This is a genomic window from Glycomyces sp. NPDC048151 (assembly GCF_043202775.1).
Classification (GTDB): domain Bacteria; phylum Actinomycetota; class Actinomycetes; order Mycobacteriales; family Micromonosporaceae; genus Glycomyces.
Map to the genome: position 1 here is coordinate 21,239 of NZ_JBIDBB010000009.1, position 20,637 is coordinate 41,875.

The window sequence follows — 20,637 nt, forward strand, 5'->3', positions numbered from 1 at the left end:
GCAACGGCACGTGTCACCCGCGACCATGCCTCACTCAGTGCCGCTCCCGACCCTGCCGCGCCTCCCGCGGCGGATGCGCGCCGCGGCCCCGTCCTGGACCGAGACCACCGACGTGTGCGTCATCGGCTCCGGCGTCGCCGGGCTCACCTGCGCCCTCAACCTGCGCCGCGCCGGATTCCACGTCACCGTGGTCACCAAGGTCCGCATCGACGACGGCTCCACCCGCTGGGCCCAAGGCGGCGTCGCGGCCGTCCTCGACCCGCTCGACACCCCCGAAGCCCACGCGCGCGACACCCAGATCGCGGGTGTCGGCCTCTGCGACCCGGCCGCGGTCGACGTCACCGTCACCGAAGGCCCCGCCCGCATCGCCGACCTCATCCACCTCGGCACAGAGTTCGACCGGCACCCGGACGGCTCACTCCAGCTCACCCGCGAAGGCGGCCACCGCGCCCGCCGCATCGTGCACGCAGGCGGCGACGCCACCGGCGCCGAGATCCAGCGCGCCCTGCACGCCGCGGTCCTGCGCGACCCGTGGATCCGCATCATCGAGCACGCCATGGTCCTCGACCTGCTCACCGACGCCAAAGGCCACGCCGCTGGCGTCAGCCTCCACGTCCTGGGCGAAGGCGTCGAGCACGGCGTGGGCGGCGTCGAGGCCCGCGCGGTCGTGCTCGCCACCGGCGGCCTCGGTCAGATCTTCCAGTCCACCACCAACCCCTCCGTGTCCATCGGCGACGGTGTGGCGCTGGCCCTCAGGGCCGGGGCAACTGTGACCGACCTCGAGTTCGTCCAGTTCCATCCGACCGCCTTGTTCCTCGAGGGTATCGGGGGGGACCGACAACCCCTGATCACCGAGGCCATCCGCGGCGAGGGCGCGCACCTGCGCGACTTCACCGGCGAGCGCTTCATGCTCGGCGCGCACGAGCTCGCCGAGCTCGCGCCCCGCGACGTCGTCGCCAAGGCCGCCACCGCCCGCATGCGCGCCGAAGGCAGGTCGCACGTCTGGCTCGACGCCCGCCACCTCGGCAAGGACATGCTCGAGACGCGCTTCCCCACGGTCACGTCGTCCTGCCGCGCCCTCGGCATCGACCCGGTCGTCGACATGATCCCGGTCGCGCCCGCCGCCCACTACTCCTCCGGCGGCGTCCGCACGGACCTGTTCGGCCGCACCAGCGTCCCCGGCCTCTACGCGGCAGGTGAGGCCGCCTGCACGGGCCTGCACGGCGCGAACCGCCTCGCCTCCAACTCGCTGCTCGAAGCGCTCGTGTTCGCCCAGCGCATCGCCGACGACCTCGCCGACCGCAAGCCCAGCCCCGGCGTCGCCGAGGCGCCCGAGGGCGAAGGCGACGTCTGCTCCACGACCTCCCGCGCCCCGATCCAGGAGGCCATGACCGCCGGAGCCGGGGTCCTGCGCTCTGAATCGTCACTGGAGGCCACCGCAGCGTCGCTGACCGCCTTGGGGGACAATGTGTCCGGACGTCCGCGACCGGCCACATGGGAGGCCACCAACCTGCTCACGGTCGCAGCGGCGGTCACGGCCGCCGCCCACCGGCGGCGCGAGACCCGAGGCAGCCACTGGCGCGAGGACTTCCCTGACGCCGAACCCGACTGGCTCGGCCACCTCAACCTCTCCATCAGCTCCGACGGGGAGCTCGAAACCGAATGGGAGCCCATCGCATGAGCCGATTCGCCGAAGCGCCCGGCGGGACCGGACTGGACGAGCGCCTGCTCGCCCTCCGCCTCGACCCCGAGGACGTGTACGTCGCCGTCCAGGACTACCTCGACGAAGACCTCTCGCACGCCCGCCGCGACGTCACCTCCGAGTCGATCTTCGGACCCGAGCACAAGTCCACTGTGGCCGTCACGGCGCGCGCCGACGGGCTCCTCGCGGGCCTCCCGGTCGCGCACGCGGTATTCCACGCCATGCCCGGCGACGTCGAGTTCACCTACCTCGCAAAGGAAGGCGCGCGCATCCGCGCCGGCCAGGTCCTCGCCCGCGTCTCCGGCCCCACCCGCTCGCTCCTCGCCGCCGAGCGCACCGCGCTCAACCTGCTGTGCCGCATGTGCGGCATCGCCACCCACACCCGCCGCTTCGCCGACGTCCTCGCCGACTGGCACACCACCGTCCTCGACACCCGCAAGACCACGCCCGGCCTGCGCGGCTTCGAGAAGTACGCGGTGCGCGCCGGAGGCGGCGACAACAAGCGCATGGGCCTGTACGACGTGGCGATGATCAAGGACAACCACAAGGAGGCGGCCGGGTCGATCAGCGAGGCCTTCGCGGCCGTCCGCTCGGCCGAGCCGGAGATCGACATCCAGGTCGAGGTCGAGACCCTCGACGAGGCGCTCGAAGCCGTCGCCGCCGGGGCCGTGTTCCTCCTGTGCGACAACATGAGCCCCAAGGAGCTCGCCGAGGTCGTCGAGGCCGTCGGCGACCGCGCCGAGCTGGAGGCCACCGGCCAGATCACGCTCGACACGGCGGTCGACTACGCCGCCACCGGCGTCGACTACATCTCGGTCGGCGCGCTCACCCACTCCTCGCCCATTCTGGACATCGGACTCGACTTCGAGGAGTAGAACGTGCTGCTGTGCGTCGACATCGGTAACACCAACACCGTGCTCGCCGTGTTCGAGGGCGAGTCCCTCAAGCACTCGTGGCGGATCCGCACCGATCCGCACGCCACCGCCGACGAGCTGGGCCTCACCTTCCGCGCCCTCCTCGACGGCGACGGCGTGGATCTCACCGGGATCGCGCTGTCCTCCACGGTGCCCCAGCAGGGGGCCGAGGTCGCCAAGATGGTGCAGCGGTACTACCCGCACGCGCACCTCGTGCAGATCGCGCCCGGCATCAAGACCGGTGTGCGCCTGAGCATCGACAACCCGCGCGAGGCCGGGCCGGACCGCATCGCGAACACGCACGCGGCCTTCCACCTCTACGGCGGCCCCTGCATCACCGTCGACTTCGGGACCTCGACGAACATCGACGTCATCTCCGAGACCGGCGACTTCCTCGGCGGCGCTTTCGCACCGGGCATCGAGATCTCCATCGACGCCCTCGCCTCCCGGGCCGCGAACCTGCTCAAGATTCCGCTCGTCAAGCCCCGCAGCGTTATCGGAAAGAATACTGTGGAGTGTCTGCAGTCGGGCATGGTCTACGGCACGGCGGCCCAAGTGGACGGTCTCGTCACCCGCATCACCGAGGAGCTCGGCACGACCCCCACGGCGGTCGTCGCCACCGGCGGCCTCGCCCCGGTCGTGATCGAGCAGTGCGCCACGGTCACCCACTACGAGCCGAACCTGACCCTCCACGGCCTCAGGATGATCTGGGACCGCAACGTCTGACGGCGCTCATCGTGCCCGCCCGCCTAGATGCTGGCGAGCACGATGAGCCCGCGCCCGCCCTCGGCGGCCCGTTTCATCCAGTCGATGTAGGTCGACAGGATCCACGCGAACTCGTCGTAGGAGCCGATGGTCCACACGTCGTTCCTGCCCGACGCGAGGTCGAGCCGCTCGCACGCCGCCTCGATCGCCTGCCACGGAATCCCTTCCGCCACTTCGAGAGCATGCACCACCTTCGCCGGGCGCATGGAGAACATGTGGTCCTCCGGCGTCGGCCCGTCCGAGTCCGTGACGATGTCGTCGGCCGGGTACCCCTTCCAGTCCTCGGGGCTGCTGTACGCGCCGATGAGGCGCATGAACGGCTCGACGCGCTCCCGGTCGGCCGCCGCCAGCTTCTCCTCGAGGTCCAGGTAAAAGCTCTCCGTACGCAGGAACCGCTTGAACCCGCCCAGGTCGTGCACCTCCGCGAACGACGGCTCCTCCCCGCGCTGGAACGGGTCCCAGTAGAAGTCGGTGCCCGACGCCCGGTACGCCTCCACGGCCGGGCCCCAGTCCGCGAACAGCGCGATGATCTCGACTGACATCACTTCATCCTCGGACTTCAGGCCTCCCGCCGCAAGCGCCACCCGTGCGTCGCACCCTCCCGCGAAACGGGCCGGGGACGGCCGGACCCGCGCCCCGAAGCGGGACGCGGGCCCGGCCCCGGTTCAGACCAGGATCCAAGTCGTCATGCGTTGGCGCGCTTGGTCGACGAGATGCCCCGAATGCTGCCGGAGCCACGCGTAACGGGCCAGCTCATGGTCGACGACGGCGTACATCGCCCGGGTCCGCCGCTGGTCCGAGAGCGGTTGGACGAGATGCGGTTCGCCGTACAGCGCACGGGCGACGGATTCGACGGCGAGGTAGTCCGGCGGCGGCAGGGTCGCGCGTCCGGCCAGCCGCAGCTCGGACATGAACGCGGCCAGGCGTCCGTGGTGAATCGGCGACGCCCCGAGCCCGGCACCGGGCCCGAAGCGGTATTCGAGGGTCACAGCGGTTGCGGCCCTGAGGAGTTCGGTGGCGGTGCCGTGGTCATCGGCGCGGAACTGCTGCCGGAGCCGCGCGGCGGCGTCGAGATCGCCGGTCAGGAGTGCGGTGAGGTGGTTGTGGTGGAGCGGATCGAGTGTCATGCTTCGGTTCCTTTCGGGGAGGCACCGGAGGACGTGTCCGGCGACGAGGACGGCGACGAGGACGAGGACGGCGACAAGGACGGCGACAAGGACGGCGTCAAGGTCTGCGACGAGGACGGCGTCAAGGAGGGCGTCGAGGTCTGCGACGAGGACTGTGCCGAGCTCGGTGACGAGGCCGGGGACGATGCCGCTGACGAAACCCGCGACTCGATCGGGGCTCCAGCCTCGGCACCGGCACCCGCCGAATCGACCCGCGCCCGATCCGGCCGCGCCGCCTCGGTCGGCTTCCGATCCGGACGCTCCGCTTCGGTCGGCTCCCGGTTCAGCCGCCCCGCCTCAGCCGACTCCTGGTCCGGCCGCGCCGCCTCGCCCGACCTCCGAACCGACTGCTCCTCCCCGGCCGGTTCCCGATCAGGCTGCGCCGCTTCGGATCGCGGCGAACCGGTCTGCGCGTCCTCCCGCCGCATCGCCTCGAAAACCGGCGAGGCCAGCGCGTCATTGAACATGTCGGCTCCGTACTCCTCGGCGAGAGCGAAGCGTTCCGCCAGGTCGGCGTCGGTCGGCGCCACTTCGGCGAGTTCGTCGATCACGGCCCACATGTACGCCGACTGCTCGTTCTGCGGGATCTCCGTGAGCAGCATCGGCTCGACGGTCACGGCCCGCACCATCGCCTCCCCTCGGATCGCCTCGAACGAACCGCCTGGGCGGTAATGCTTCTCGTGCAGACGCGCCGTGAGCGCCATGAGGTTCGCGCGGTCGGGTTCGTACCCGAGTTCCTCGCGCACGTACTGGGCGAACAGCGTCAGCGTGAACACCATGTGGCTCATGCGCTGCTCGTCGCCGATTCGCGCGGCGAGCCGGTCGGCTTCGGCGGTGTCGCCTCGCAAGCGGGCGGTGGCGTGGGCGCGGAAGAGCGCGGTGGTTTCGTCGCGGTCTGAGGACATGGTCGTTCATCCTTCGCATTCACGTTGGGCCGCTTGCCATACCGTGACGGCTTCGCGCTTAATTCGCGCGGCTCGTCCGGCTTGCCGGGCCCATTCGAGGTGGTCGAGGTCGGTGATGTGGAGGTCCGTCGTGCCGGAGTCGAGGCCGGTGACGAACCCCAGGACCGGCGGAAGCCGGTCGGGAAAACTGATCCACAGGCGCGGAATCGCATACAGGAGTCCGAAGTGGAGTTCGCGCCCGTCGATCTCGGCTTCGCCGATGGTGACGAGCCCGCCCGGATCGATCCCGCTGAACGAGGTGATCGCCAGCGGAATCTCGGCGAGCGCTTTGGCGTACCGGGCCCGGACCCGTTGCGGCGCACGGCGTCCTACGCCCATACGGCACCGCCGTTCAGGTCGCGGCCGGGTTGGAAGTGGCGTTCCCATTCGGCCATGAACGGTCTGGGGACGTCGGCTGAGTTGGCGCGCACCTGCGAAGCGCCCTGTTGTTCGCCCCGCTGAGCGCCGACCGGACTCCCCGGCTGATGACGCCCCTGCTCACGCTGCCCCTCGCACTCCCGGCCATTTCCGGGTGCGGCGGCCGGTACGCGCTGAGCACCCCGCGCCCGCTGCGCGCCCAGCACGGCCTGAGCGAACCGGGCCGCCCGGGACGCGATCACGTCGCCCGACCGGAACGCGGTCGCCTCGGGCCGCCCAGCGGTCGCCGCCATGGATGCGGACGACAACCCGCCCCCGGACACCCCCGGCTGCGATGCGACTGCGGCCGAACCTGAGCTGGGCCCGTCGCCGGACCGTCCCGGCCCGGACTGCACCGGGATCGTCACCGGCGACGGGATCGGAATCGGGCCCGGGGTTCGGCCCGGGACCGGTTCTGGCGCATGCGATTGCGCGGCCTCGGGTGCCATGATTCTTGACCGCAGCAGACCTTTGAGACGGCGCAGACCCCGCGCCACCCTTCCGACGAACGGGCCGGTCCCATGGTCGACGCCCCGCGACCCGTGCGCGGCGGCCAGGTCGGCGGACTTGACGATGAACCTGTCCCACGCGTCTTCACGCAGCTTGTTGAACCGGAATGGTTCCTCGGTCTGGGAGTCGTCGGGGCGCATGCGGTTCTGGTGGTCGCGGTCTCGGTCGGGGTCTCGGTCGCGGTCACGGCTCGCGGGCTCTGGCTGCGGGGGTTGTGCAGCCCACGGACGGCGAGGTTCACGGTGTCGCGGAGTCGGACTCGGACGCTCTGGCAGCTCCGGACGCCATCGATCACTCGCATCTTCGTGGTGACCGGTCCCGCGGCTGTGCTCGCAGCTGCGCTCGCTTTCGTGGCCGTGCGCGTAATCGCTCTCGCTTTCTTCTCCGCGTACGCGACCGCTTCCGCTTTCGTGGCCGTGCTCGCGACCCTTCTCGCTCTCGCCTCCGCGCACGCGACCACTCGCGCTCTCGCGACTATGCTCGCGACCCCTCTCGCTTTCGCCTCCGTACTCGCGGTTGCTCTCGCTCCCGCGACCGTTGTTGCGACCGCTCTCGGTCTCGCGATCCCTCTCGTTCTCGCGAACGAGGCCGCGACCGCGAGCGCGGCTGCTCTCGCGGCCGTTCTCGTGACTGCGGTCGCCACCGCGACTATTCGCGGTCGCGCGATTGTGCTCGGGACCATGACCGGGACCGCTCGCGCTCGCGCTCTCGCGACCGCTATCGCCAACGCGACCACTTGCGCTCCTGCGGTCGTGCTCGGGACCATGACCGGGACCGCTCGCGCTCTCGTGACTGCGGTCGCCACCGCGACCACTCGCGCTCCTGCGATCGTGCTCGGAACCATGACCGGGACCGCTCGCGCTCGCGCTCTCGCGACCGCTATCGCCAACGCGACCATTCGCGGTCGCGCGATCGCGCTCACGACCATGACCGCGACCGCTCGCGCTCTTGCGCCCGTGCTCGCCTCCGCTCTCGCGACCGATCGCGCTCACGCGACCGTGCTCGCGACCGCCATCGCCATCACTCGCGCTCTCGCGACCACTGTCGTCACCGCGACCGCTTTCGTAGTCGCGGTCGCGGTCGCGGTCGCGGTCGGGGTCGCGAGTCGCTTCGGAGCCGGACCATCGCCCGGACGCGGACTCTTGCGCGGCAGCGGAGCCGGTCCGTTGCCTTGACCCGGGTTCGGCCCCGCCCCCGGACCCGGCGCTGAACCCGAGCCCCGCACCGGACCCGAGCCCAGCGCCGGACCCGTACCCAGCGCCGGGCCCGTACCCAGAACCAAGCCCCTGCGCTGACCCGGACCCGGGCCCGCCCCCAGTGCCGAGCCTTTCCCACGACCCGGACCTTTGCCCGGAGTCGAACCTCGGCCCAAGCCCAGAGCCGAACCTGGACCCCGCGCCGGAGTCGGACTCGAACTCCGACCCCGACTCGAAGCCCAGACCCGACTCCGCCTCCGACTCGGCCCCCGACTCCGCCTCCGACCTCGTCTCTGACCTGGACTCCGCCTCAGCGTCGGGCGCGGACGCCCACTCGGTCACGACCGAGCCCGCGTAATCGCCGCCTGAAGGTCGGTCCGGCTCAGCTCCGAACCGCGCCGTCGATCGACTTCCTTGGGGCCCAACCGAATCCCCGTCCACTCGCACGAACCGAGCGGTGTCGCCCTCGATGCGATCGCCGGAACCGCCATCACGATCGACGGCATCGCGCCGCATCGCGGACGCTTCGCGCTCGCGGGTCAAACGCGTCCGACGGTCCCACAGCGCCTCGGCCTGCTCGGCCCACTCGGCCTTGTCGGGGTCCTCTTCTGCTTCCCACCAGGGGATCGGGTCGGGGAGTTCGTCGCGACGGTGTCGGCCAGTGCGACGGTCCGGGAACCATCCGGGCGAGCCGAACGGACCGGGGTCGAGCACGTCGTAAGGACGCGCCCTGTCGATCAGCCAGTTGTCACCCGGCTTGTGGCGCAGCTGAGGTGGCTCGTAGCGCGGACTCGACGGGTCGGAATCGGGTGCGTCGAGATCGCACAGGTCGGGACGGGTTTGGTACCGGAGGGCGCCCGGAGTCAGCGGATCGGGTGATCCGTCTTCGAGGAAAAGGCGACGGTTCGCCCAGTCGTAGAAGCCGTCTTCCTCGGCGGACAGGCCCGGATTTTCCGGGTGTGGGAACGCGCGGTTGTGGCGCGGGTCGTCGGAGATCGGACCGGCCTTGCCCGGGGTGAAGCCGGGCACGAGAGGACTCGCAGACTCAGCACGGTTTTCCCGGCCGATTTCGATGGCGGCCCGCCAGCGGGCCACCGGGTCTGGCCTGGTGAAGGTGGCGGACTCGGTCCAGCCTTCGCCCCTGACTTCGGCCTCAGTTTCGGGATCGCTCTCGGGCTCAGTTTCAGGGTTGGTTCCTGGATCGGAGCCATGAGCGCGGGCAGGGTCGCGCTCCGAAGTTGCTGGGCTGTATCGGGAACGACGGCCGGGCATGTAGGCGGTCGTATCGGCGTTGAGGTGTGACGCTGATTCGGCTGAATGGCTGTTTTCAGGTACGCCCGAATAGCGTATCGTCGGTGACGACACGGAAGCACTCCTTCTGATGTTAGGTCGCCCGGTGGAACGTGATTGGTAGTCCTGGACCACCGGGCGACTGGAAGTATTCTGGCCTATCTAGAGGCGTCTATGTATACGGGATGCGACGTAACAAGCTCCGTTCGAGACGTAAGAACCTGGCTCGCTTCAGAAAGCGAGTGCCGGTCTCTCGATAATGGCTCACCAAAAACTTACGTGTCAACTTACGAGACACAAGCGTCTAGACGCAAGATGAGATGCCAAGGGGGACAAGGCCATTGGCCTTGTCCCCCTAATGCCTTACCGTCTTTCGGGTGAATCTCCCGGGCCTTGTTACGCCTCGGCGATCCACTGATCCGACAGCGCTTCAGCCTCGGTGAGGTAGTCATCCAGTCGAGCCTGCATCTCAGGCGACTGGCCTACAATCTTCCGGATCGCCAGGAGCTGGGTTCGGTATTGATCCTCGGGGGAAATCTCATCGAACAGGTCCTCCTCGCCGAGCATGCCACGAATCAGGCCTTCGATCACGAGCTGTTTCACCGGTGGCTTGGCATTGCGGTAGTCGATCTGCATTTCCTCAGCGAACTGCTTGATTGCAGCGAGGCTGTGGTCATCTTTGAAGCGAACCCCGAGCGCGCCAGCGAAGAAGGCGATGATGAACATGTTGTAGTTGTCGATCTCAGATTCAGGGATCTGAGCGTAGAGCCGCGCCGCCTCGTCGGAGTCGCCGAGCGATGAAGCGCGCATCGTGTCGCGGAAGAGCTTGCCTGCCTTCATTTCTTGCCTTTCCTATTCTTCAGCCCTCGGGCGGCCCACTCTGCCACCAGCACGGTCATGACTACGAGGTTACCGACTGAGCCCTGGAAATCTGTGTGTGCTGGAGGCGGAGCCACGTAAGTGGAATGTGGCTCGGCCGTGCCGACGACCGGGTAGGTCTCGGGCGGTTGCCAGAGGTCGCCCGTTTCGCGAATTGTCGGAAGTGCAAGCTGGTCTGCGGCGTCTCGCAGGTCTCCGACGTTCCGTGCCGCTCGCCGGGTGCCTCGTTGGAACGGGTTCAACTGGCGGTCGGCTCCGGCGTCCTCGTGCTCCTTCTGGAAGGGCCCGATGGTCGGGTCGACTCCGGCCAGCTCGTCGCCGCTCGGTGTAGGCTCCTGCCGCACATGCGGCGGGACGGCGTCGAGTCCGGCCTTCGGGGCACCTGTCTGCTCGTCGATTCGCTTTAGCGGGACAACGGCTCCCGATCCGGGCGCGCTGGGTCCCATCTTCCCATGTATGGCCGACAGGACAATAAACTGCGCTTTGACTAGGGCCCCTTGCAAAGCCTCCCGGATCGACTCGGCTTCCTCGATCTGGTCGATGACACCCCGCATACGCGCGGAGCTCTTTTCGATACCGAGTCCGGCCAACGCCGTGAGCACATGCTCGGCTTGACCCTTCGACGAGTTAATGGGCCCAGCGACCGCCTCTACTGACTCCTTGTCGGCCCCGATCTTGGCGGCCAGCTCAGGTAGTCCAGCCACGAGCTTCCCTAATTCTGCTTGGCGGCAGCGGCGGCGGCCATGGCCTCGTTCAACTTGTTCTGCAGGGCGGCCACCATCGCGCTGCACTCCTCGATCTGATCCTTGCAAGCGCTGAGCGCCGCAGCAGCGCCCTCGACCCCCAACGCCTGCAACTGCCCAAGCGTCTCCTCGGTCATCTGCTTGGTGGCCTCGATCTGTCCTTGCGTCTCAACAACAGCGTTCGCGTTCGCGCTGAGGGAGGCGATCACTTCATCGACGGAAGCCATTGGGGCCCTTCTAAAACCAGAGAACTAGGTGCGGTCCGGCCGTCTGCCTTCAAGGCAGTCGACCAACACGAAGGAGCCTAGTCGAATCCGGCCTTAGCGAGGTCCCCTCATCACGGCCGGAGCTCAGACTGAAACGAGTCCCGACCGCGAGTTTCGGCCCCCAAAGCGGTGTGATCAGGCAGGATGTTCCGCGTACCGCGATCAACAACCGACAGAAGGCAGCGAGGACCGCGATGACAGTGCCAACAAAAGAAGACGCCAAGAAGGCGCTCGACCGGATTGGAACCACCGTGGCAGATGGGGGCTGGACGTCGCTCTTCGGCATCTCGACCCCGGTCCCGGGGAGCGACAGACTGGTCCGCGGCGCCATCTTCGAGGGCAACGGCGTGTACGGGGACGTCGATTACAGCCAGTACCCGAGCGACTGCACTCGCTCCTTCGATCAGGTCTGGCCGACGATCCAGTCCGCGCTCGAAAACGGAAACGAAATGGACCACCTGAGCTTCTATTACGGCTCTCGCAAGCTCTGGATCAAGGTCCGCAGGCACATCGCCACCATTTCGGGTCCCTTGCAATGGGAGAGCGTATTCGGCGAGTCCAGCATTGATGCGATGGACCCAAACTACCCGGGTCCGAAGTGATCGAGAGCGAACCGCGAACCTGACCGAGGCGCGCATCCTGCCACACGGGGTGCGCGCTTTGGTGATTCTGCTTGAACCCCACCCGAAGCAGGGGGTTCGTAGGCTTGGCACATGCCCCAGCGCGCCTTCGCCCACTGGTTCCAGCGGACCGTGATGCTCATCGATGTGGGCTGGGAGCGCCGCGTCCCCGACGCCATCCCGAAGCAGCCCTGGCGACCCCGTCCTATCCGCTCCTGGGTCCTCCTCCTCGTCTTCGTCCTCATCCTGATCGGCGGATGGGCCTACTACGAACTCCAGATGGCCGAGATCGAGTCCCTAAGCACCGCAGGCGACGCGCAAGCCGACCTGGAGATCGCGAAGATGCGGCTGGACACCGTCCGCGCCACCCTCACCGTCGCAGCCGGAATCGGCGCGGCCTCGGCCCTCGTCCTCAGTTTCCGGCGTCAGCAGCATGACGAGTTCCACAGCACCCAGCAGCGCATCACCGAACTGAGAATGCAAGCGGTGGAGCAACTCTCATCGTCCGATCACACCATCCGCAGAGGCGGCCTCTACAACCTGGAACGCCTCGGCGAGCAGCACGAGGAACTCCGCCAACTGGTCCTCGACGAGATCTGCTCGTACCTGCGCCGTCCCTTCGCCCCAGACGGGGCCTCGTCCAATGACCCCGAGCGGGAGGTCCGGGCGTTCGCGATGGAGATCCTCGGGCGGCGCCTCAAACTCAAGCTCGGCCCGCGAAACTACTGGAGGCACACCCGTCTCGATCTTGAGAACGCGGTGCTGATCTCTCCCGACTTCAGCGAATGCCGCCTCCAGAATGCCGACTTCACCGGGGCCCGGATCCTCGGCTATGCGTTCTTCCAGGGAACGTCCTTCGAAAATCGGGCCTGGTTCGATCACGTCCGCTTCGAGGGGCCGGCAGAGTTCCAGCGGACGAAGTTCTACGGCGCAGTCGATTTCGAAGAGACGGTGTTCAGCGGCAGTGCCGATTTCAGCCGGGCGATGTTGCTCGGGCCTGTCTCGTTCGAAAGGGCGAGGTTCGCCGAGGGGATCGGCTGGGCGCGGACGCAATGCTCCCAGATCCGGTTCACGGAGGTACTCGTCGAAGGAGACGCGAACTTCGAAGGGGCCGTGTTCATCTTCCGCACCGATTTCGCGAGGTCGGTCTTCACGGGCAGGGCGGATTTCGAGTTGGCGAAGTTCGCGGAGCTGGCGCTCTTCACCGAAGCAGAGTTCGGCGACAGTGCGAACTTCACCGACGCCGATTTCGACTGGGTGGTGTTCGAGCGGGCCACGTTCAGGGCAGACGCCGCCTTCGACCAGGCGGTGTTCCGAGGTCTGGCGGTGTTCCGGGAGACGGTGTGCACGGCGGGCGCGAGCTTCCGGGAGGCGTACTTCAACGACGCCGTGGATTTCGCGCGGTCGGCTTTCCTCGGGGATGTGCTGCTGAGCGGGGCGCTGTTCCGCAAGATGCTGTTCGACCAGTCCCTCCCGGGGAACTACCGGCCGGTGGCCCCGCGGGGCAACCGCGAGCTCCGGTACTGGACGGTGAAGGAACTCGACCTGAGCGAGCCGTCCGTGCCGCACCTGGACCCGTGGGCAGAGCCTTAGTCGATGCCTTATTCGGCGCCTCAGCAGATGTGCTTAGTAGATGTCCTTAGTCGAGGGCGCCGCGGAACCAGCGGGCGTCGTTGCTGCACAGCTTCACGATCGCGGCGATGGCGATGATGAAGGCGACCAAGGCGAGTGCGTCACCGGCGTGGACCCACCACGGCGTCTCCTCGGCGATTCGGTCGAGGACCTGCTGCCCCTTCGCGTCGCCGGATTCGGGCAGGCTGAACCAGACGAGCGGTTGGAAGGCGAGCCCGATGGCGACGTTGACCGTCGCGGAGACCGTCCTAGTGAGGGAGCGGGGCCGACCGCGGGCGACGCTGCGGGCGGCGAGGGCGAACCAGAGCGCGGAGCCCGTGTAGCAGAGGGCAACGAGGAACCCGGCGACATCGAGGTAGAACGGCACGTACTCCAGGAGGTCGGGGTCGTAGTTGTGCGCGTTCGCCACGCGGAACTGCGCGTCGCTGCCGATCTCGCTGAACACGCGTCCGAGCGCCCATTTCGCGACGCATGCCCACGCGAAGAGCGCGGCGGCGGTCCACAGGAGTGCGGCGGCCTGGCCGACTACGGGCGGACGGGAGGGGATCCGCATTTCGAGCGTGGTCACGGCTACTCGCCTCTCAGGTCGGCGATCATGCGGAAGCGTTGCAGCACCGTCAAAGTCGCATCGTCCACAGTGAAGTCTGGATCGTCGAGGGCCTGGCGCATCTCTTCGCTGTGCCAGAACGACTCGTGGTTGGCCCGCCATTCGGCGATGCTGCGGTCGCCCTCTCCCTCGTCGACGACGTGCGCGAAGTCGACCGCCGCCAGCGGCACGACGCGCACTTCGGTGGTCTCGATGACCGCGACGGGCCGGTCTGCAGAGTCGACGACCACGGCCTGCTCGCCGACCTGTGGGAGGGGCTCGTCCTCGTGCTCGTAGTCGATGACGAGTCCGGTGGTGGAGGTCTTGGCGCCGTCGAGGATCGCGGCGACCAGCTGGTCGCGCAGCGGCCCGGGGAACGCGAACTCCGACTTCGGCATCGCGGCGATCTCTGCGGGGGTGGGTTCGCTCGTCGGCATGCGCCCACCGTAGTCCCTCACGGCATCCCTCACGGCATCCCAGCTTCCAGGCATCCCGGCCTTCAGTCGTCCCGGCTTCCAGGCGTCCCGGACGGACCGGGACACCGAACGCCGCCCTCCCCGCTTGACGGCGGTCCGCGGCCTCGCGACCATGACAGCATCCGATGTCCGCATCCCTCCGAAGTTCCCCCCGAATGAGGCGCAGCGCAGTGAAAGTCGACCCCGACGACCTCGAGACGGCAGGAGCCGTCCACCTCAAAGCCCTGGCCGACGCCTACGACGACCTGGTCATCGACGTGGCGCAGTCGACCCGCGACCGCGCCGAGGCGTTCACCGGGAACGGCAGGTCGACCGCGCTCCTACTGGCGTTCGACGATGCGTACGAGATCTTCTACACCTTCATCTACCAGACCGGCGTCAACATCCGCGCCATGGGATTGACCCTTGTGGACTTTGCTGAGAACCACCGGATGACCGACCGCGAAGTGGAACGCACCTTCGAGGAGCACGAGGAGGACATCGACGGCGAGCGCAAGACCCACCGTTCGATGGGCGCGGACCGGCCGAACTCGCCCGACCGCAAGGACGAGCCCATGCCGTACAACCGAGGGGGCGTCTGATGGCCTTTCCCGCTGGAACACCGACGCTGGAGCAGGTCGACGCCCTCTGGGAGGGGGCCAGGAACCAGATCGAGTACCGCTTCATCCTCGAAGGCTTCAACATGTGGATCGACGACCAGGCCAAGCAGGGGAAGGCCGTCGGCGGCTGGGTGGACGGCATCGCGATCCCGCGCAAACCCATGGGCTACACGGAAGAGAACGCCGCGAGGCTCAAGCACGAGGCCCGAAAGGCCACTACACAGACCATCAAATCGATCAAAGCGGCCTACACCCCCTACTTCGACAAGGGCCAGGAGGCGGAGCTCGGGCAGCTGTGGTCGAAGTACACCGGCTTCCGTGGCACGCTCAACCAACTCCACGAGAGTCCGCACATCAAGAAGGCCAAGGACTACACCGAGGAGTGGGACGAGAAGGCCGCCGAGCCCTTCCAGAAGGAGTTCATGCAGCCGCTGGAAGGCGCGATCACGCGGCACAGGGACATCGCCAAGTACCTCGCCGGAGCGGTCGCGCTGGAGGCCTGGGGACAGGTCGCCATCCGGAAGGCGTTCGCCGAGCTGCCGGTGGTCGCCTGCGGCGGCGGTTCGACGAAGGACGAGGCGGAGGCCGCCAAGAAGACCAAAGACGCCCTTGAGACGGTCTCGGACGCGAGCGGGTTCGTCGGGTTGGCGCTGTTCAAGTTCCCGGTGGCGGGTGTCGTCGTCGGCGCGGTCGGGCTGGTCGCCTCGGCACTGGCGGACAGCATCAATCCCGTCGTCGTCTCGCTGGAGTTTCCGGATGTGACGACCATGGAGTTCACTGAGTGGGTGGGCCACGTGAACACCGCGATCACCTCGCTCACGAGCGGCCTCGACAAGGGCCGCGACGACTCCGCGAAGGCGCTGCGGGATGACATGATCGGCGCGTACAAGGACCTCGAGAACTGGAAGACTCTGCCGAGGCACTACGTGCCGGGCGGCGAACTGCTCGACTGACCGGCAGCCGCCGCCACCACCGCCACCGCTGACACCGCTGGCGTCAGGCGGCGGGGCCGTCCACCGGGCCGTGGGCGAGGTGGACGCTCTTCGCGCCGCCGCGCATGCGGATGCGGCGGGCGAGGGCGACCGCGTGCTTGACGTCCGTGGCCAGGAAGAGGACCGTGGGGCCCGAGCCGGAGACGTGCGCGGCGAGGGCGCCCTCCTCCAAGCCGCCGTGCATGAGCGAGGCGAGCTGCGGGCGGAGGCTGACGGCGGCGGCCTCCATGTCGTTGATGAGGAGGCGCGCGAGGTCGTCGGCGCTCGCGCCCGTCTCGAAGGCCTTGACGAGCGGGCCCACATCGGACGAATAGCGGCCGATGCCGTCCTCGCGGAGGCGGTCGACCTCCTTGTAGCACTCGGGGGTCGAGATCTGGGTGTCCGTGGTGGCGACGACCCAGTGCCAGGTGCCCTTGGCGTCCACTTGGGTCACCTCTTCCCCGCGTCCGGAGCCGATCGCGGTACCGCCCTTGAGGCAGAACGGCACGTCGGAACCGAGCCCGGCCGCGAGGCGCTGGAGCTCGGCGTCGCCGATCTCGACCTCCCACAGCCGCGCGCAGGCGATGAGCGCCCCGGCGGCGTCGGCCGAGCCGCCCGCGAGGCCCCCGGCGACGGGGATGCGCTTGTTGAGGTGCAGCTTGACGTCGGGTTCGATCCCGGCGTACAGGGCGATGAGTTTGGCGGCCTTGTGGGCGAGGTTGGCTTCGTCTGTGGGCAGGGTCCCCGCGCCCTCGCCCGAGATGGTGATCTCGATGCCGGGTTCGCCGCGCCGCTCGGCGGTCACCGTGTCGTGCAGGCTGATCGCCTGGTACACAGTGGACAAAGCGTGGTAGCCGTCCGCCCGGGCGTCGCCCACGCCGAGGTGCGGGTTGATCTTGGCGGGCACGTCGACGCTGATCGATGCGCCAGGTTGGGCGGGCGCGGTCTGTCCGGACATCAAGCCTCCTGAGACGGTGCGGTCGCGCCCAGCGCCTCCTTGGCGTCGGCGAGGGCGATGAACTCCGCAATGTCCAACGATTCACCCCGCCTCGTGGGTTCGATCCCCGCCCGATCGAGTACCGCGTCCACGCTCTCGCCCGCCCACGCCTTGAGCGACTGGCGCAGCATCTTGCGGCGCTGGTTGAACGCGGCGTCCACCGCGCCGAAGACCTCGACGCGGTTCGCGTCCGGGCTCTCGATGCGCTCGAACGCGACGAGCCCGGAGGCGACGTTCGGGACCGGCCAGAACACGTTGGGCGACACCGAACCGGCGCGCCGGGCCTTCGCGTACCAGGCCATCTTGACGCTCGGGGCGCCGTAGATCTTCGAGCCCGGCCCGGCCGTGAGCCGGTCGCCGACCTCGGCCTGGACCATGACGAGGCCCTTCTGCAGGCTCGGGAAGGTCTCCAGGGCGTGCAGGACCACCGGCACGGCCACGTTGTACGGCAGGTTCGCCACCAGCGCCGTGGGCGGCTCGGGCATCTGCTCGGGCTTGATGCGGGCCGCGTCGGTCTCGACGACGGTGAGCCGCGTGTGCTCCTCCGGCGCGCGGTGCTCCACCGTGGTCGGCAGGGCGAGCGCCAGCTTCGGGTCGATCTCGACGGCGATCACGCGCCGCGCGATCTCGATGAGCGCCAGCGTGAGCGAGCCCAGGCCCGGGCCGACCTCCATCACGACGTCCTCGGCGTCCAGCTTCGCGACGTTCGCGATGCGGCGCACCGTGTTCGCGTCGACGACGAAGTTCTGGCCCCACTTCTTCGTCGGCGTGATCTGCAGGCCGCGCGACAGCGAACGGATGTCGCCCGAGGTCAGCAGGCGCGCCATCAGCCCTGGCCCCCGGCGAGCAGCGGCTCCAGGACCAGCCCGGGGTAGTCGTTCACGATCGTCTGGATGCGGTACTTGTTCGGCAGGGCCACCAGGAACGCGCCGTCCCTCGGACGGGTGAACACCTCGACGCCCGGTGCGGTGCGCAGGCGCTGCGCGCCTTCGGCGTCCGTGAGGCGCGCGAGCTGGTACGGCAGGTGGTCGATCGTCGCGGGCACGTCGAACTCCGCCTGGAGGCGGGCCGTCGTGACCTCGAACTGCAGCGGACCGACCGCCGCGAGCACCGGCGTGGCCTCGCCGCGCCGCTCGGAGTAGAGGACCTGCACGACGCCCTCGGCGTCGAGCTGCGCGATGCCTCGCCGGAACCGCTTCGCCTTCGACGTGTCGTGCATCTGCAGCGCCCCGAAGTGCTCGGGCGCGAACGCCGGGAGCGGCGGGTACTCGACGGCCTTGCCCGCGTAGATCGTGTCGCCCACCGAAAGACCCGTGGCGTTGACCAGGCCGACGATGTCGCCCGGCCAGGCCTCGTCCACGGTGTCGCGCGCCGAGCCGAACAGCGTCTGCGCGTACTTCGTGGACATCGTGCGCTTGCCCTGCGCCTGCGTGACCTGCATGCCGCGCTCGAACCGGCCCGAGCAGACGCGGATGAACGCGAGCTGGTCGCGGTGCGAGGCGTTCATGTTCGCCTGCGACTTGAACACGAAACCGGAGAAGCCCGCCTCCAGGTCGCGCGGCTCGCCCTTCGCGTCGTCGCGCGAGAACGGCGACGGCGCGATGTCCACGAGCAGGTCCAGGAGCTGGCCGACGCCGAAGTGGACGAGGGCCGCGCCGAACAGGGTCGGGGTCGTCTGCCCGGACTCGAAGGTCTTCGGGTCGAAATCGGCCTCGACCTCGGAGAGGAGCTCGGACTCCTCCTGGGCGCGTTCGTAATCGGGCCCGAACTGGGCCATCGCCGCGTCCTCGTCGAGGAACTCGGCCGTCGCGAGCTGCTGCCCGCCGGGGGAGCGCTCGTAGCGGACCATGCCCGGGACCTGAGGCCCGGCGGCCCGGCGTCCGTCGGCCTCTTCCCCGAACCCGACGCGCTCGATGACGCCGCGGAACTCGCCGCCCACGCCCACCGGCCACGTCACGGGCGTCGGCTTGATGCCGATGCGCGTCTCGATCTCCTCGATCAGCTCGAGGGCGTCCTTCGCCGGGCGGTCCCACTTGTTGATGAACGTGATCACCGGGATGCGCCGGGCCCGGCACACCTCGAAGAGCTTCAGCGTCTGCGGCTCCAGGCCCTTCGCGGCGTCCAGGAGCATCACGGCCGCGTCGACGGCCGTGAGCACGCGGTACGTGTCCTCCGAGAAGTCCGCGTGGCCGGGCGTGTCGAGCAGGTTCACGACGCAGCCGCGGTACTCGAACTGCAGCGCCGCCGACGTGATCGAGATCCCGCGGTCCTGCTCCATCGACATCCAGTCGGAGACCACGCCCTTGCGGTCGCCCTTGCCGTGGACGGCGCCGGCCGACGAGATCGCCCGCCCGTACAGGGCCAGGGCCTCAGTGATCGTCGACTTGCCGGCGTCGGGGTGCGAGATCACCGCGAAGGTGCGGCGGCGCGCGGCCTCGGCCGCGATGTGGCTGGACATGGATTCCTCAAGATTCGTAAACGGGCCCGACCCTCAACGATAGCCGTGAACGGCGACACGACCGGGCTGCGCTACCCCGCGAGCTCCGCCTTCACGATGTTCGCGACGAGCTTCCCGTCCGCGCGGCCCGCCGTCTTCGGGCCGACCGCCTTCATGACCTTGCCCATGTCCCTCGGACCGGCGAAACCGCCCTCACTGATCGCGTCCCGCACCAGCTGGGTGACTTCGGCCTCAGTGAGCTCGGACGGGAGGTACCGCTTGATCACGGCCTCCTCCGCGAGCTCGGCCTCCGCCGACTCCTCGCGCCCGCCCGCACGGAACCCCTCGGCCGCCTCCCGGCGCTGCTTGGCCTGCTTGACCAGGACCTTCACAACCTCGGCGTCATCGAGCTCGCGCGGGGTCTTGCCCGCGATCTCCTCGTTCTTGACGGCCGTGAGGACCATGCGCAGCGTGCCTAGCGTCACCTTGTCCTGCGCCTTGAGGGCGGCTCGCATATCGGTTTCCAACTGGGTCTTTAGCTCGCTCATATCTCGACAATCTACCGTTGGGGTATGAAGATCAGCCGTGGACTAGCCGCAGCAGCCGGTATCGGGGTCGGCGCCGGGGCGCTGGCGCTCGCCTACGCGTCTCTCTATGAGCGCGTCCAGTACACGCTCCGCCATTTCGCGGTGCCCGCACTGCCCGAAGGCGCCGAGCCGATCCGGGTGCTGCACATCTCCGACCTGCACATGACGCCCGGGCAGGTGCGCAAGGCCCACTGGGTCGCGTCCCTGTCCGCGCTCGACCCGGACCTGGTGCTGCTCACCGGCGACAACCTCGCGCACCCGGACGCGATCGACCTCGTCGCCAAGACGCTCCGGCCGCTGTTCCGCGCGCCGGGGGCGTTCGTGTTCGGCTCCAACGACTACTACGCGCCGGTGTTCAAGAACCCGCTGCAGTACTTCAACCCGAACCACGAGCACAAGTACGGGGCGCCGCTGCCGACCGAGGAGCTGCGCAAGGTCCTCGTCGACGGCGGGTGGCTCGACCTGAACAACGCGGCCGCCGACAAGGTCGTCGCCGGGCTCAACGTCCACTTCGCGGGCGTGGACGACCCGCACTTCGACCTGGACGACTACGAGCTGGTCTCCGGGCCCGTGCCTTCGAGCGCCGACCTGTCGATCGGCCTCACGCACTCGCCGGAGCCGCGCGTGCTCGACGAGTTCGCGCGCGACGGGTACGACTTCATCGCCGCGGGGCACACCCACGGCGGGCAGGTCTGCGTGCCCGGGTACGGGGCGCTCGTCACCAACTGCGGCATCGACCGCGAGCGGGTGAAGGGCCTCCACCCGTGGGAGGACACGTGGCTGCACGTCTCGGCGGGCCTGGGCACGAGCCCGTACGCGCCCGTCCGGTTCGCCTGCGCGCCGGAGGCGAGCCTCCTGACCTTCGTCCCGAAGGCCTTCTAGCTCCCTTGCTCCGGGCCCGGGTGTGACCGGGCCCGGAGCGCCCCGCCCCCGATCGAGG

The 20,637-nt window shown here is 68.7% G+C and carries 22 protein-coding genes; 8 read left to right on the forward strand and 14 right to left on the reverse strand.

The genetic code is table 11. The features are described from left to right. The first annotated feature begins 25 nt into the window (after positions 1–25). The 3 genes from ACGGCP_RS21385 to ACGGCP_RS21395 are packed head-to-tail and all read left to right on the forward strand — an operon-like array spanning position 26 to position 3,342. Positions 26–1,681 (forward strand): L-aspartate oxidase, encoded by a 1,656-nt coding sequence (locus ACGGCP_RS21385; RefSeq protein ID WP_392968787.1) that lies wholly within the window; start codon positions 26–28, stop codon positions 1,679–1,681. Beyond that, positions 1,678–2,577 carry a carboxylating nicotinate-nucleotide diphosphorylase gene (gene nadC / locus ACGGCP_RS21390; RefSeq protein WP_392968790.1) on the forward strand — a complete coding sequence of 300 codons (900 nt, stop codon included), beginning with the start codon at positions 1,678–1,680 and terminating at the stop codon, positions 2,575–2,577. Before ACGGCP_RS21385 ends, nadC begins: the two co-directional genes overlap by 4 nt. A gap of 3 nt (positions 2,578–2,580) precedes the next feature. Further along, on the forward strand, positions 2,581–3,342 hold the full coding sequence (locus ACGGCP_RS21395; RefSeq protein ID WP_392968793.1) for a type III pantothenate kinase: 762 nt from the start codon (positions 2,581–2,583) through the stop codon (positions 3,340–3,342). A 23-nt stretch (positions 3,343–3,365) separates the two neighbouring features. Here the strand turns inward: ACGGCP_RS21395 and ACGGCP_RS21400 are convergent, their stop codons facing one another. From ACGGCP_RS21400 to ACGGCP_RS21435, 8 genes are all read right to left on the reverse strand, one after another. Next, complete coding sequence (locus ACGGCP_RS21400) at positions 3,366–3,923, reverse strand: hypothetical protein (RefSeq protein ID WP_392968796.1); 558 nt, start codon at positions 3,921–3,923, stop codon at positions 3,366–3,368. A 123-nt stretch (positions 3,924–4,046) separates the two neighbouring features. Continuing rightward, positions 4,047–4,508, reverse strand: coding sequence for a hypothetical protein (locus ACGGCP_RS21405; protein WP_392968799.1), 462 nt, complete (start codon positions 4,506–4,508; stop codon positions 4,047–4,049). Further along, the gene (locus ACGGCP_RS21410) at positions 4,505–5,452 is read right to left on the reverse strand and encodes a hypothetical protein (RefSeq protein ID WP_392968802.1); all 948 of its coding nucleotides are present in this window, start codon (positions 5,450–5,452) and stop codon (positions 4,505–4,507) included. The genes ACGGCP_RS21405 and ACGGCP_RS21410 overlap by 4 nt, the downstream gene beginning before the upstream one ends. A gap of 6 nt (positions 5,453–5,458) precedes the next feature. Then, the gene (locus tag ACGGCP_RS21415; protein ID WP_392968805.1) at positions 5,459–5,830 is read right to left on the reverse strand and encodes a hypothetical protein; all 372 of its coding nucleotides are present in this window, start codon (positions 5,828–5,830) and stop codon (positions 5,459–5,461) included. Beyond that, the gene (locus ACGGCP_RS21420) at positions 5,821–6,558 is read right to left on the reverse strand and encodes a hypothetical protein (RefSeq protein WP_392968808.1); all 738 of its coding nucleotides are present in this window, start codon (positions 6,556–6,558) and stop codon (positions 5,821–5,823) included. The genes ACGGCP_RS21415 and ACGGCP_RS21420 overlap by 10 nt, the downstream gene beginning before the upstream one ends. Positions 6,559–9,300: 2,742 nt before the next feature. Beyond that, entirely contained in the window at positions 9,301–9,744 is a 444-nt protein-coding gene (locus ACGGCP_RS21425; protein ID WP_392968810.1) for a hypothetical protein, read from the reverse strand. Continuing rightward, on the reverse strand, positions 9,741–10,487 hold the full coding sequence (locus ACGGCP_RS21430) for a hypothetical protein (RefSeq protein WP_392968813.1): 747 nt from the start codon (positions 10,485–10,487) through the stop codon (positions 9,741–9,743). The genes ACGGCP_RS21425 and ACGGCP_RS21430 overlap by 4 nt, the downstream gene beginning before the upstream one ends. An 8-nt stretch (positions 10,488–10,495) precedes the next feature. Then, positions 10,496–10,753 (reverse strand): hypothetical protein, encoded by a 258-nt coding sequence (locus ACGGCP_RS21435; protein ID WP_392968815.1) that lies wholly within the window; start codon positions 10,751–10,753, stop codon positions 10,496–10,498. A 233-nt stretch (positions 10,754–10,986) separates the two neighbouring features. On the opposite strand from ACGGCP_RS21435, the gene ACGGCP_RS21440 reads away from it, so the two are divergent. Both ACGGCP_RS21440 and ACGGCP_RS21445 read left to right on the forward strand, forming a co-directional pair. Then, entirely contained in the window at positions 10,987–11,394 is a 408-nt protein-coding gene (locus ACGGCP_RS21440) for a hypothetical protein (RefSeq protein WP_392968818.1), read from the forward strand. Positions 11,395–11,691: 297 nt separating this feature from the next. Further along, entirely contained in the window at positions 11,692–13,005 is a 1,314-nt protein-coding gene (locus ACGGCP_RS21445) for a pentapeptide repeat-containing protein (RefSeq protein ID WP_392968821.1), read from the forward strand. 46 nt (positions 13,006–13,051) lie between these two features. On the opposite strand, the gene ACGGCP_RS21450 is transcribed toward ACGGCP_RS21445, so the two are convergent. Beyond that, complete coding sequence (locus tag ACGGCP_RS21450) at positions 13,052–13,612, reverse strand: hypothetical protein (protein WP_392968824.1); 561 nt, start codon at positions 13,610–13,612, stop codon at positions 13,052–13,054. Positions 13,613–13,614: 2 nt separating this feature from the next. Further along, positions 13,615–14,067: an ASCH domain-containing protein gene (locus tag ACGGCP_RS21455; protein ID WP_392968827.1), complete on the reverse strand. Its 453-nt coding sequence runs from the start codon at positions 14,065–14,067 to the stop codon at positions 13,615–13,617. A 209-nt stretch (positions 14,068–14,276) separates the two neighbouring features. Here ACGGCP_RS21455 and ACGGCP_RS21460 point away from each other — a divergent pair, with 209 nt between their 5' ends. Both ACGGCP_RS21460 and ACGGCP_RS21465 read left to right on the forward strand, forming a co-directional pair. After that, a complete protein-coding gene (locus ACGGCP_RS21460; RefSeq protein WP_392968830.1) occupies positions 14,277–14,687 on the forward strand; it encodes a hypothetical protein in 411 nt (136 codons plus the stop codon). Further along, positions 14,687–15,658 (forward strand): hypothetical protein, encoded by a 972-nt coding sequence (locus ACGGCP_RS21465; protein WP_392968833.1) that lies wholly within the window; start codon positions 14,687–14,689, stop codon positions 15,656–15,658. The genes ACGGCP_RS21460 and ACGGCP_RS21465 overlap by 1 nt, the downstream gene beginning before the upstream one ends. 43 nt (positions 15,659–15,701) lie before the next feature. On the opposite strand, the gene ACGGCP_RS21470 is transcribed toward ACGGCP_RS21465, so the two are convergent. From ACGGCP_RS21470 to ACGGCP_RS21485, 4 genes are all read right to left on the reverse strand, one after another. Further along, on the reverse strand, positions 15,702–16,634 hold the full coding sequence (locus ACGGCP_RS21470; RefSeq protein ID WP_392968836.1) for a 4-(cytidine 5'-diphospho)-2-C-methyl-D-erythritol kinase: 933 nt from the start codon (positions 16,632–16,634) through the stop codon (positions 15,702–15,704). Continuing rightward, positions 16,634–17,500, reverse strand: coding sequence for a 16S rRNA (adenine(1518)-N(6)/adenine(1519)-N(6))-dimethyltransferase RsmA (gene rsmA / locus ACGGCP_RS21475; RefSeq protein WP_392968839.1), 867 nt, complete (start codon positions 17,498–17,500; stop codon positions 16,634–16,636). The genes ACGGCP_RS21470 and rsmA overlap by 1 nt, the downstream gene beginning before the upstream one ends. Then, positions 17,500–19,131, reverse strand: a complete 1,632-nt coding sequence (locus tag ACGGCP_RS21480; protein ID WP_392968842.1) for a peptide chain release factor 3 — start codon at positions 19,129–19,131, stop codon at positions 17,500–17,502. Before ACGGCP_RS21480 ends, rsmA begins: the two co-directional genes overlap by 1 nt. 71 nt (positions 19,132–19,202) lie before the next feature. Next, on the reverse strand, positions 19,203–19,658 hold the full coding sequence (locus tag ACGGCP_RS21485; protein ID WP_392968845.1) for a GatB/YqeY domain-containing protein: 456 nt from the start codon (positions 19,656–19,658) through the stop codon (positions 19,203–19,205). 24 nt (positions 19,659–19,682) lie between these two features. Between ACGGCP_RS21485 and ACGGCP_RS21490 the strand changes: the two genes are divergently transcribed. Continuing rightward, entirely contained in the window at positions 19,683–20,579 is an 897-nt protein-coding gene (locus ACGGCP_RS21490; RefSeq protein WP_392968848.1) for a metallophosphoesterase, read from the forward strand. The last annotated feature ends 58 nt before the right edge of the window (positions 20,580–20,637 follow it).